This is a genomic window from Nocardia sp. NPDC055002, from assembly GCF_053608825.1.
On record NZ_JBSGWE010000002.1, the window covers coordinates 947,867 to 960,693 of the forward strand.

Annotated in this window: 10 protein-coding genes; 8 read left to right on the plus strand and 2 right to left on the minus strand. The window is 64.3% G+C overall.

Annotated elements, in window-relative coordinates:
• Positions 1–425 precede the first annotated feature (425 nt).
• The 5 genes from ACWF99_RS11665 (at position 426) to ACWF99_RS11685 (ending at position 6,999) form a co-directional block, all read left to right on the plus strand.
• Entirely contained in the window at positions 426–1,871 is a 1,446-nt protein-coding gene (locus ACWF99_RS11665; RefSeq protein WP_452535812.1) for a condensation domain-containing protein, read from the plus strand.
• A gap of 7 nt (positions 1,872–1,878) precedes the next feature.
• Complete coding sequence (locus ACWF99_RS11670) at positions 1,879–3,333, plus strand: condensation domain-containing protein (RefSeq protein WP_452535813.1); 1,455 nt, start codon at positions 1,879–1,881, stop codon at positions 3,331–3,333.
• A 109-nt stretch (positions 3,334–3,442) separates the two neighbouring features.
• Positions 3,443–4,636, plus strand: coding sequence for a condensation domain-containing protein (locus tag ACWF99_RS11675; RefSeq protein ID WP_452535972.1), 1,194 nt, complete (start codon positions 3,443–3,445; stop codon positions 4,634–4,636).
• Positions 4,637–4,825: 189 nt separating this feature from the next.
• On the plus strand, positions 4,826–5,428 hold the full coding sequence (locus ACWF99_RS11680; RefSeq protein WP_452535814.1) for a TetR/AcrR family transcriptional regulator: 603 nt from the start codon (positions 4,826–4,828) through the stop codon (positions 5,426–5,428).
• 89 nt (positions 5,429–5,517) lie between these two features.
• Positions 5,518–6,999 carry an amidase gene (locus ACWF99_RS11685; RefSeq protein WP_452535815.1) on the plus strand — a complete coding sequence of 494 codons (1,482 nt, stop codon included), beginning with the start codon at positions 5,518–5,520 and terminating at the stop codon, positions 6,997–6,999.
• Positions 7,000–7,331: 332 nt separating this feature from the next.
• Here ACWF99_RS11685 and ACWF99_RS11690 read toward each other — a convergent pair whose 3' ends face one another.
• On the minus strand, positions 7,332–8,426 hold the full coding sequence (locus tag ACWF99_RS11690; protein WP_452535816.1) for an MCE family protein: 1,095 nt from the start codon (positions 8,424–8,426) through the stop codon (positions 7,332–7,334).
• A 205-nt stretch (positions 8,427–8,631) separates the two neighbouring features.
• Positions 8,632–9,258 carry a TetR/AcrR family transcriptional regulator gene (locus ACWF99_RS11695; protein WP_452535817.1) on the minus strand — a complete coding sequence of 209 codons (627 nt, stop codon included), beginning with the start codon at positions 9,256–9,258 and terminating at the stop codon, positions 8,632–8,634.
• Between the two features lie 128 nt (positions 9,259–9,386).
• Here ACWF99_RS11695 and ACWF99_RS11700 point away from each other — a divergent pair, with 128 nt between their 5' ends.
• From ACWF99_RS11700 to ACWF99_RS11710, 3 genes are read left to right on the plus strand one after another with little or no spacing between them, the layout of a single operon-like run.
• A complete protein-coding gene (locus tag ACWF99_RS11700; protein ID WP_452535818.1) occupies positions 9,387–10,025 on the plus strand; it encodes a VOC family protein in 639 nt (212 codons plus the stop codon).
• A 22-nt stretch (positions 10,026–10,047) separates the two neighbouring features.
• Entirely contained in the window at positions 10,048–10,971 is a 924-nt protein-coding gene (locus tag ACWF99_RS11705; protein ID WP_452535819.1) for a fumarylacetoacetate hydrolase family protein, read from the plus strand.
• Positions 10,968–12,797 carry an FAD-dependent monooxygenase gene (locus tag ACWF99_RS11710; RefSeq protein ID WP_452535820.1) on the plus strand — a complete coding sequence of 610 codons (1,830 nt, stop codon included), beginning with the start codon at positions 10,968–10,970 and terminating at the stop codon, positions 12,795–12,797. Before ACWF99_RS11705 ends, ACWF99_RS11710 begins: the two co-directional genes overlap by 4 nt.
• Positions 12,798–12,827 lie beyond the last annotated feature (30 nt).

The following is a 12,827-nucleotide window of genomic DNA, read 5'->3' on the forward strand; positions in this document are numbered from 1 at the left end:
CATCTCCTCATCGGTATGGGAGTGCGGTCGCACCACTGCGAATTGCTGGCAGCTTATGTTCTCCACGAAGTACGCGGCAACCCCGCGACGCTTCGGGCATACCGGCGACGACTGGCTCGACCGCAACCCTCGAGGCTCCGAAACCTCCTGTTCATATGTGGCTCACCGGATGGAAACAATGGAATCCATCGGCGCTGTAAGAATTCCGCAACATCCACCTGATATATCCACATGGAATCAATAGTGACGAACGACACGACGGCTCGGGAGGAACTATCTCCCGGCTCGACCTACGCTCAGTTCGTGCCTGTAATGGGCGCACGCCGTCGGTGCGAGCAACGTCGATGTTGTTTTGTCATCAGGCGAGCATGGGGATTCACGGTGTTTTCAGCTTTTGATCAGCTACATGGTTGGGGCGCATTCGAATGGAATTCACAGAGCTAGCCGATTATCCGCTTCCCGCGGGCAGTGTCACCGAATGGATTCCGGTCACCAGGGCGGCAAACACCTGGGTGCCGGACGACCGTGGTTTGAGCCATCTGCACGAGGACCACTGTGCGCGCTCGCGCAGATCCGCCGGCGAGACTTCCTGGCTCGGAACGATCTTCGAGATCCCGCTGCCGTTCGACGAAACGGCTGTGCGCACGACGCTGCGGCAGTGGATGGCGCGCCACGACGCCTTCCGGACGACGGTGGCCGCCGACGAGACGGTAGCCCAGGGGTTCGTGCGCTACACCTGCCGTGCCGAAGACATGCAGATCGAGGCTCGCCGCGTCGGGCACCTGCGCAGCGGTATCCGGGTGTTTCAGCACCTGTCCGACTATTTCGCGACCCGGCTCTCGCCCACCGAGTGGCCGCACTGCCTGATGGCCACCGTCAGCGACACGGCCTCGACCGATAGGCCCAGCTTCCTGCTCGTGTTCGGTGCGGATCACTCAGTGATGGACGCGTACTCGATGATGTTGGCCATCAGCGAGATTCAGCGCATCTATCGCAGCGTGCTCACCGGCGCAGGCGCCGAATTGCCCGAGGTCGGCAGCTATATCGAGTTCGGCGCCGACGACCGCGCGATGGGCGTGACGATGACGGTGGACCATCCTGCGGTCCAGCACTGGGGTCGATATCTGCGCAGCGGGGGCGGGCGGTTTCCTGCCTTCCCGCTGCCGATCGCACCGCGAGTCACCGAGGTTGCCGGCACATTCCAGGAAAGCGCGCTGCATCAGAGCAGTCTGTCATCCTGGGTACTCACCGCCCCGCAGGCTGAACGGCTGCAGTCACGCAGCCGCGCGGCGGGCCACTCCACACAGTCGGCGGTCTTCGCCGCACTCGCGGCGACCCATCAGGTCCTGGTCGGCGCGCAACCGTTGCGCTGCGCAATGCCGGTCCACACCCGCTACGCGCCCGAACACACGCACGCCATGGGCTGGTATGTCGGGCTGCTACCCCTCGAGATCGACCACACCGAGGCAGACACCTTCAACGAGTTGCTCGCGCGCACCACTGCGGCCATCGATTCGACCAAATCCCTGGCCCGCTACCCGTTTCCACGCATCGCATCGTTGCTCGGCAGCACCGAGATGCCGCGGTTCGTCGTGTCCTACGTCGATGTCCGGTTCGTACCCGATGCCGAGCAATGGCAGCAGTGGGGTGTGCGCCCGTTGCGCAGTAGCGAGCTGTCCGACGACGAGGTCTACCTGTGGATCGCGCGCTCGACCGGCGGGATCGCCGTGTCGGCCCGGTTCCCTAGCAACGAGGTTGCCACCGCGAATGTGCACCGCTTCATCAACACGTTCACGATGATGCTGTCTACGGTGACCGCCGACGGCACGCTATTCGATCGTCGCCCCGACGTCGCCCCTGCGGCCGGGTGAGGTATCGATGATCATCACCGCTCTTCGCAATTGGCGGCCCGCGGCAGGCGAGCTGGTGGAATGGCACCCGACCGAGGAAGCGATAGCTGTTACTCGCGCCACCGAGCCCGATGCTGATTCCGGCACGTTCCTGCAGGACAACCACATCCGGGGGATATGGGCCAAAAGCCGGACCGCTTCGCCGCATACGGCGTACCTCGCTGTCACCACCGAGGTCGATGGTGTTCTCGACACCGGGGCGATGAGTCGCGCCCTGCAACGGTTCGTGCGTCGCCACGATGGACTGAGGACCTGGTTCGCGACCGACGGCACGACGGTGACTCGCAGTAGCATCGGGCCAGAAGATGTCGCTTTCGAATCTCGGACAGTCGGTAACACCGTGGGCAACAAGTCATTCCGGGAGTACGCGATAGCCAGGCTATCCGCGGAGGCGCTGGCGACCTCATGGCCTGGATTCGCCCTCGGCGCCATCGCGAGAGATGATTCGTTCACGCTCTACTACGGCTGTGATCACGCGCTCAGCGACGGCGCCTCGCAGGCTCTCGTTCTCACCGAGATCCTCGACCTCTATGGCAACGAATCATCAGGGCGGACACTGAGTCCCTGGACGAGCGCTCCGACCGGCGGATTCTGCGACTATGCGGGGATCGAACACGATCTGGCGCGCTCGTTCGACCAATCCAGACCGGAGATCGTCGAATGGGTCGAAACCTTTCGACACCAAGGCAATACGATGCCGCGCTTTCCCCTCGACCTCGGACTGGCGCCGGGGGCCACCGCGCCGATGTACGGCATCGAGTTCGATCTGCTCGACGCCACGGGGTCGGCCGCCTTCGCCGAGATCTGCCGGGTCGCGGGCGGTCGGTATCTGGCCGGCGTGCTAGCTGCAGTCGCCATCACCGATTTCGAAATGGCCGGCTGCCGTGAGTATTACGGCATGACGGTGGTGAGCACCAGGGGGCTCGGCGATTTCCTCCTGTCCCAGGGGTGGTTGTGCAATTTCGCGCCACTGAGTTTCGTCGTCGAGGGCTGCGGTGCGTTCACCGATCTGGTCGCGCGTGCCAATGACGCCTACGATCGCGCAATCAAGCTGTCTGGCGCACCACTGTCCACGGTGCTGACCGCCCTGCTCGCCTCGGGCGCGGATCCCCGCGCTGTGATGGCAAGCCCAAATATGTTGTCATACATGGATTTCCGGCGATTCCCGGGCGCGGGCACCGCGCCGTACGAGCGTGGAATGCTGTTCACCGGCGAGGGTGAAACGGCCAACGCGTCGATGTGGTTCAACCGCGACTCCCACCATCTGTATTTGGGCTGCCAGAGCCCGGCTACACCCTTCGCTCAGCGGCAACTCGCGCGCTACCACTCCCACTTGCGCACCGTGTTCGCCGCCGTCGTCGCGGACGGGGACTATTCGATATCCACCGACCGGGAGGTGGCGCTTGCACGTCACCACAGTTGATCGCTACACGCCTGAACCGGGCACATTCCTGCACTGGACCGTCCCGGCCGACGAGTCCGCGGCGATCGAGTCGCCGATCCCGCCGTCGTTCAACCAACTCGTGCATCTCATGCAGGCTGAGAGCGGAAGCATATGGCTGGCAGCAGCGTTCGATATTCCAGGACACGTGAATCGCGATCGGCTCGCCGACGCTTATCGAGGGTTGATCGCCCGCCACGGCACCTTGCGAAGTTCGTTCACCGCGACCCCATCGGGCCCGCTCCGGATACTGCGGCCGACACCGAATCGGCTCGAGCCCCAGCCGGATATCGCACACGGATCGGCCACCACACTGCGCGAAACGCTGCGCCGCCACGGTAACATCAGGTGCGCGCCGTTCGCCGAACGGGCGTATCTGCTCGCGGCGATCGATCGGCCGCACACCTCCACTATCGTGTGCGCCTTCGATCACGCCCACGTCGACGCGTATTCGATTGCCATCATCATCGAGGATCTGCGGCTGCTCTACTATGGCGCCGACCCCGAAACATTGCCTGCTACCGGCGATTTCGTCGATTACTGTGCCACCCCGGTCGAGTTCAGGCCCGACGACCCACGGGTGGACGGTTGGCGCGACTTCTTCGGCGACCAAGGCGTGATCCCTCCGTCGTTCCCGCTCGATCTCGGCCTCGAACCAGGACAGCGCGCACCCCAGGCCATCGATTTGCGCGAAGTACTCTCGGCCGATGCCACAGAGAGATTCGAAAGTCTCTGTCGTACAAGCGATGCGGGACTGTTCGCCGGAGCGCTCGCGGCGCTGGCCCACAGCATTCGCAGGGCTGGGGGTGGGAGTCGTCTACGCATGGTGTTTCCGCTACACACACGGCACGACCCTCAGTGGCGCAACGCAGTCGGCTGGTTCACTACCAATGCGCCGGTCACAGTGGACGCGACACACGACTTTGCCGACACCGTTCGCAGCGCGCGGGAATCGGTGCGCGCAGCGCTCGGACTCGGTACCGTCCCCCTCGCCGAAACTCTCCACGAGCTGGGCGGATTGCGACCTTCGCGAGCCGACATCTTCATGGTGTCCTACGTTGACTATCGGCGGCTGCCCGGCGCCGCGATCCACCGCTTTATCAACGCGACCCACATCTCCAATACCGGCTCCGCCGACGACGTCCAGCTCTGGTTCTCACGCAGCGACAAAGGTTTGGCCTTGCGTGCCCGCTACCCGGCCACCCCGCAGGCACACGCCGTCGTGCGTGCTTTCCTCGACGATGTCGAACAGATTCTGCGTGCCGCGCACTTGGCGAGGATCTGAGGTTGTGGGCGGGTGGCGAAGGACCGCTGCGAAGACGCGGCTACAGCTCGACGCAGTGTGACACCCTGCGAACAGGACGTTCTCGCCCGCGGGGTCGACAACACGCAGACTCGCTAGTCGAGGTCGTCTCGGCCAACCCGCGCGGCCCGCTTGACACGCCGGACTCGGTGAGCTCTACCATCAACACCGATGACTGACGGCCAAGTGGACGGGCGCACACTGCGGTATCGGCATCGCCGACCCGAATTGCTGGCCGCGGCCACGGAGTACGTGCTCGATCACGGCATCGATGACGTGTCCTTGCGGCCCGTCGCCGCCGCGCTCGGGGTATCGCACGCGACACTGCTGCGTCACTTCAACTCGAAAAACGAGCTTCTGCTGCACGTGGGGGAGAAGATCCGCAGCGATTTCGTGCGGTCATGGGCGCATGACGAGCACTTCAGCACCGCGACGTCTGCCGCCGAACTGGTGCGCATGGTGTGGACGAGGTTGTGCGAGCCCAGGGAACAACGCCAGTTCATTCTGTTGTTCCAATTGGTCGGTCGCGTGGCGCGCGTTCCTGCGGATGCGGAAGCGCTGGCGCCGTCGATCGTCGACGATTGGCTCACTCCGATCGAGGAACGCCTGTGTGCCGATGGTTGGCCCGAGGATGAGGCGCGCAGCCTCGCCACTCTCGTCTTGGGGCAGATACGTGGATTGCAGTTGGACTTACTTCTGACCGGAGACCGCGCTCGGGTCGATACGGCGTTCGACGCGGCGATCGCGATGATGCACCGACCTCGAAGGCCCTGACGCACTGGACTCGATCTCACGTCGACGATGGCACGAATGCCGTACCAATCGGTTTGCCAAACCGATTGGTACGGCTATGATCGCGCGGTATGCGGACCGACGAATACCGGAGCTTCGACGCGCTCGGACTAGCTGAACTTGTCAAAGCCGGCGAGGTGACGTCCAGCGAACTACTCGACGTCGCCCGCCGGCAGGCCGAGACGGCGAACGGTCGCCTCAACGCGATCATCCGGTTCATGGACGCCGAGGCGGATCGTCGCGTCACCCAGGAATTGGTCGGGCCCTTCGCCGGTGTTCCGTTTCTGATCAAGGACATCGCGCAGGACTACGCCGGCTTGCCCAGCAGCAGCGGGTCTCGCTCGTTGGCGCGGATCCCAGCCCTCGAGCACTCGACGGTGGTGCAGAGATGGATCGATGCGGGCCTGGTCATCTTCGGAAAAACCAACACTCCCGAATTCGGCGCCAAAGGCGTCAGCGAGCCCGAACTGTTCGGTCCCACCCGCAACCCGTGGAATCTCCATCGAACGCCTGGCGGCTCGTCCGGGGGTTCGGCCGCGGCGGTGGCCGCCGGAATCGTTCCAGTGGCCGGAGCCAACGATGGTGGCGGTTCCATTCGGATCCCGGCGGCCTGTTGCGGACTCGTCGGCCTCAAGCCGGGGCGAGGGCTGCTTCCGTCGGGGCCCGATGTCGGCGAAGCCATGCACGGGGCCGCGGTCCAGGGAGTCGTGTCCCGGTCGGTGCGTGACACGGCCGCGATGCTCGACGTTCTCAAAGGCGGAGAACTCAGCGGCCCCTATCTTCCCGCCGTCCCGGCCGAGACGTTCCTCTCGCAGGTCGGTGCCGACCCGGGGCGACTGCGGATCGGAGTCTGTGTCTCCTCGGCCATCAATTCCTCGCCACATTCCGAGGCTCTAGCGGCGGTCGACGCTACGATCCAGGTGCTCACCGACTTACATCACAGAGTCGAGATCCTGGACAATCCACCGGTCGACGATCGAGGGCTGGCCCAGGATTTTTTGTTGACCTGGTTCACCTACCTGGCGTGGGAAGTCGCCGATGCCAAGCGCCGATCTGGTTGCGGCGAAGAAGGTTTCGAATTCGACACCCGCCTGATGGCTGCGCTGGGGCGGGCCTACAGCAGTGTCGAATACGTCGATGCCGTCATGCGTCGCCATGATCACGCGCGGCAGCTGTCGAGCTACTTCGACAGCTATGACCTGCTGCTGACACCGACACTGGCAGATCTTCCACCCCGAATCGGCTCACTCGACACACAGCGGTCGCTGCGTCTGGCCGGGGAGCTGCTTTTGAAGACGGGGACTGCGGGCTTCCTGCGACACTCCGCGCTGACCGATCGGCTCATTCATAACAACCTGAGTTGGACTCCATACACACAGTTGGCCAACGTGACGGGACGACCAGCCCTGTCGCTGCCACTGCACTGGACCCCCGACAACATTCCGATGGGTGTGCAATTCACCGCGCAACTGGGAGGTGAAGCGATGCTGCTGCGATTGGCAGCGCAACTCGAAGAGGCTATGCCGTGGATCAACCGACGCCCGATAATGTAGCCGGTGAGCACATTCGACATCCTGCACGCGCGGGTAAGCGCGCTGGGCCATGTCTCCTGATCGAGTTTCCGTTTCTCCTTCGACTCACAGAGGCAAGTACGGGTGTTGGAGACGGGGGAGCCCGTGCCCCGGCCGCCGAACCCGGTGCGGGTATCTGGCCGTAGCAGGAACGCCGGCGAGACACCTACGCCGACACCGGCGACGCCAGGCCCAGTCGCCCCGCGTCGAACCAGCGGCCCGCCGAAATTGTTGTACAGACCGGGCACGCAGATGCTGTGGGTCCCTAGGCCAGTATCAAGGCAGTGCGTACTCGGTCGGCTGGAGCCGCTTCGCTACTTCGTCAGTCCGAGCAGTGCGGCGGTGAGCCCGTAGTCGGGGCCGAAGTCCTGGACGTTGCCGGTGGTGCGGCAACCATCGGGACGCATCTGGATCCGCTCACAGAACACGCTGACGGTCTCGCCTGACAGGGCCGTACCGACCAGCGCCTGATTGCGCATGAAGCCCTTTTCCTTGTCCATCGCACCGTCGATGTTCTGCATGAGCAGCGGCACGATGTCGACGATCTCGACCATCGCGCCCGAGTTGGCGCGCAATTGGTTGGTGACGGTGGTCAGGCCGGTCAGCGAGGCGGCCAGTTCGTCCTGGTGTCCGGCGAAGGTCGTCGAGGTGTTGGACAGGAACGCGTTGAGCTGGTCGAGGGTGGCCTGCAGGCCAGGAGCTTGTTCGGCGAGCAGCCCCGACATGGCGGTCATCCGGTCGCTGAAGTCGCGCACGGACTGGTCGTTGTCGGCCAGCATCGTCGTGAGCTCGTTGAGCTTGATGATGATGTTGGTGATGGCGTCCTTGTTGTCGACACCGACCTTCAACGCACCCGAGAGCGCGTCGAGGGTTTCGCGGATCTTCTGGCCGTTGCCGTTGAGCACCGGGTAGAGCACCCGGCCCGACAGCGGGCCGAGACCCTCCTGGCCGGGTTCGGGCTTGAGGGCGGCGGCGAACTGGTCGATGGTCTTGATCATCGTGTCCAGCTCGACCGGGGTCCTGGTGCGCGCCTTGGGCAGGTGATCACCGGACTTCAGCGCTTCACCGCCGGTGAACGGCGGGCTCACCTCGATGTGGCGGTCGGTGACGATCGAGGGCGAGATGATCGCCGCGATCGCGTCTTTCGGGATCTTGACGCCGGCATCGATGCTCATGTGGACCTCGACGTAGGTGCCCTTGGGCACGATCTTGTCGACCTTGCCCACCGCGAGGCCGAGGACCATGACCTCGTTGCCCTCGTACATGCCCGCGATGTTCTCGAAGTCGGCGGTGATCTCGGTCGAGCGGCCGAGCCCGTCATGGGCGGTAAGCGGGGAACAGCTCAGCGTCATTGTCGCGGCGGCGGCCGCCGCGACAATGCGGAATGGTCTGTTCACGGTGTTGCGCACAAGCCCCACGGTGTGTTCCTTCCGGGCGTTGAAGACACGCACACCTCGACAGCCGCGTCCTCGAATACAAAACTGATGAAATAGTCACAGATGACTATTTCATCAGTCAAGGAGCCGGGGGAATCCTCACAACCGCGAGGGCTTTGGCTTGTGATGTCGGCGAATCCCCACAGGACTGGGACGATTTCGCTGCGGGGAACGGGAGCTAGCGCTGACGCGCCGCTGCCTCGACCACGGCAGTGAAGGCATCGGCCGCCAAGGTGACCGTGCTGTTCAGATCCAGGTCGGAGTCATCGAAATACTCGTCGGCGAGGCGGTCGAGGAAACCTACCCATCCGATGACGGCCGCTCGGGTCAGGGTGGTCATCGGTGTAGGCAGTCCGGCGAGTTGGGCGACCTGTAGCACGCCGTGAGCGCGTGCTTCCCGGACCGCGCGCTCGATCTCGGGGTCTGCGAGCACGCCCTCGCGCATGACTTTCACATAGGCCGTGCGATAGCGGTCCAGAAACTCGATGTGTCGTCGCACGAAGCCTTCCATTCGCGCCCGGGCCGTCGTTTCCTCCGGTCGCGGACTTTGAAACGTTGCCAGCTTGCCGAGGATGTCGGCGAGCGCGGCGGCGACGAGGCCCTGTTTGTCGGTGAAGTAGTAGAACAACAGCCCGTGGGCCACGCCTGCGCGTTTGGAGATCGACGCGGCGCTGATGTCGGCGTCATCACCCACTTCGCCGAAGACTTCGATCGCTGCGTCGATGAGCGCCTGCCGACGATCGCGCCGCGGACGAGCACTCGCCCGGCGCGAAGGCTTCGCTCCGGATTCCTCGTTCGTCGGCATGGGAGATGAGAATAGCCGACTCGTGGAATCGCCTCGGCCGACCTTTTGACTACAAGTCAAAATATTGACTGAGAGTCAAACTGCGTTTAGCCTCGACGCACAGCCGCCCGACGAGACGAGGTACGAGCGTGACCGACGAGGCGAATGACGGTGCGTCACATAAGATCTCCCGGGTCGCGCCGGACCGCATCGCGCACTGGGTGGTGAAATCCGCGCGGCGGGACGAGCTGGTTGCCTGGTACGGCCTCGTGTTCGGCGCCGAGATCATGTATCAGGACGAGCAGATCTCATTTCTGACATGGGACGAGGAATCGCACCGCTTGGCGATCGTCGCCGTGCCCGCGCCGGTGAAGTTCCTGTTCCCGCTCGCGAGGTTCCGGCGCAAGGTCTACGGCGTCGACCACATCGCGTTCACGTTCGTCTCGCTCGAACGGCTGCTCGAGAACTACATCCGATTGAAGAGGGTCGGCGTCACACCGGTGTGGAGCATCAATCACGGGCCGACCATCTCCCTGTACTACGAGGATCCGGACGGGACGCGGCTCGAGTTCCAAGTCGAGAACTTCAGCCCCGAGGAAACGTCGGCGTACTTCCGCACCGCCGACTTCGCGGACAACCCCATCGGAGTCGACGTCGATCCCGAGTACCTGCTGAGTCAGCTGCGCAGGGGTGTGCCACATGCGCAGCTGCGCCCTCGGGAAGCCGGTGTGCGGCCCGGGCGGCCGATCGTCGCCAACCGCAAGACCATCAACCTCCGCACCCTCTGATCCGATTCAGGAAGAGAAACAGATGAGCACTACTGTCATCCGCACCACTGAGGGCTGGTGGCGTCTCGACGGCGACCGCGCCGCCCGTATCGACACCCCCGCGGTCACGACAGCGCAGCTTCTCGCCGATCGTTCGGCGATCACCGCGGCCGCCGCGGATACGGACGCGGCGACGCTCACCCCACTGTCACCGGTCACCGCGCCGTGTCGCGTCGTAGCCCAGCTGCTGAACTACCGTTCTCATGCCCGGGACGTCGGAGAAGATCCGAAAACGTTGCAGCCCACATTCTTTCGCAAGTCATCGGCCTCGATCAGCGGTCCACACGATCCGATCACCCCGCCCGCCGATGTCGCATTCGTGGACTACGAGATCGAACTCGGTGCCGTGATCGGCGCCGACATACCCCTCGGGACGGTGGTGACCGACGAGAACCTGGGGGAGTTCGTCGCCGGCCTCGTGGTGGTCAACGATATCTCGGCGCGGGAAGTGCAGCTCACGAGAACGCAGGTGTACGAGAGCAAGTCGTATCCGACGTTCACTCCGGTCGGACCGCGGCTGGTCCTGCTCGACCGCGAGGAGCTCACCCGTATACCGCAGCTGCGCATGACGTTGCGTGTCAACAACGAAGTCCGTCAGGACCAGATCATCGGCGACGACCTCATCACCCCGCCGGCGCAGGCGCTGACGCGCCTGGCCAGGTTTCAGAACATGGCCCCTGGCGACCTGTTGCTGACCGGCACACCCATCGGCACCGCGATCTCGGCGCCGCCGAAGATCGTGCAGAAGATCGGGGAACTGCTGCCCCCTGCGTGGAAGTGGAAGATCTTCTTCGCACGGCAGGCCCGCAACAGCAGGTACCTCTCGGTCGACGACGTGGTGACCGCGATGATCGCTACCCCTGACGGGTCGATCGACCTCGGAACTCAGCGCATGGCGGTTCGGTGACGGGGACACGCGTTGTCATTGTCGGAGCAGGCCCGTCGGGAGCCACCGCCGCATTGTTGCTCGCGGCACGAGGGATTCGGTCAGTGGTGTTGGAGCGCCGCACCGCGCCCCTGATGCATCCGGCGGCGCACGTCATCAGTGCCCGCACGTTGGAGATTTGGCGTGAGTACTCCCCGGATCTGGCTGATCGCATCGCGGCCATGTCGCCGCCGCGCGAAACCGTCAAACTCATCAGTTGGTACGGCAGCCTGACGGACCCGCCGATCGGGTCGCTGGACCTGCTATCCGTTCCGGAATTGCTCGCCGAGGTGGAAAGCTACAGCCCCTACATGGTCTCCCACATCGGCCAGCATCTGCTGATGCCCGTGCTGTGGGAAGCATTGGACGACCAGCCGCTGATCGAGTTCCGGCGAGGCGTCGAGGTCACCGCGCTCACCTCGGATGCGCGCGGCGCCAGGGTCACTGTCGCGTCGGCCGACGCGCCGAACTCGCGCTCGACGGAACGCGGCGAGTACGTTTTGGCCTGCGACGGCGCCAACAGCACGCTGCGCGATAACGCAGGCATCGACCTGCGCGGTCCGGTGCTTGCCAATATGGGCAGCGCGTTCTTCTGTTCCCGTACCCTGTTTCGCGATGCTGCCCGACCCCTGCTGAGCTGGGTCTACACACCCGAACTGTGTGGCGTGCTCATCGCCCATGCGGCCCACCACTACATCTTCATCACCGCCTACCTGCATCCCGCGCAGAAGATCGCGCGCACCAGTCGCGACTACTGGAAGCAAACATTGCCCGGAGTCTTGGGCACCGACGATTTCGAAATCGAATCGACGGGCACCTGGGTGATGACCTCGCAGACCGCCGAGACCTTTCGGGCCGGTCGTCTTCTGCTGCTTGGCGATGCGGCCCATCGGTTCCCACATACCGGTGGGTTCGGACTCAATTCCGGTGTACAGGACGCGCACAACTTGGCATGGAAGCTCGAAGCGATCCTGAGTGACGGGGCTCGCGATGAGCTGCTCGACACCTACGAGGTCGAACGACGGCCCGTGGTGGAACGATTCGCCGACCAGAGCGTCACAAATCACTTCCGCCTCGACAACGTGACGCGACACGTCGGTGTCACCAACGCGATGCTGCACTCGGCAACTGAAGCGATGCGTCGACGGCCGCTGTCGTTGCTGCCAGGTCGGGTGCTGGCTCCGCTTCTCGATAGCGCGACCCGGCTCCAGACCCGGCGTACCGGTCGGCTGACACCGAATCATCGCAAAGCGAGTGTGCTTCGCGAACGCGTCGCCGCGGAAATACCCGGTCAAATCGAACATTTCGTGTCCATGGGTCTGCAGTTCGGCTATGTGTACAACGGCCCACTCGTCATCAGCGAGGCGAGCGGTCAGACGCCTGTCGACACGGGTGAGCCGACTGCGGAGGTTGTGCTGTACAAACCGACAACGCGTCCCGGCGCGAGGCTGCCACACGCCGATCTGCTCGCCGACGGGCGGGTGAGGCCTGCCCACGACGCGCTGGATCGCACCGGCCTGACGGTGTTCACCTTCGCCGAGGACCAGTGGCGCGCCGCCGTCCCGTCCGGCATCAGCGTGGTCGCGCTCGTTCCGGGCGACGGCTCGCAGCGGGAACGGCTGATAGATCTCTACGAAGTCGGTACCGACGGTGCCGTGGTCGTCCGGCCAGATGGTCACGTGTTCTGGCGGACGACGCGGACCGCGGCCGACGCCGCACCCTATCTCGCTTCGCTGATCGACGCGCGGTGGGGAGCGTACTACGACAGCCGACCGACCGGGCGGTCGGCGGGCTCCGCGGTTCGCTGAGCGCTCGACCCGAGCAGGGCGGGAGTCCCG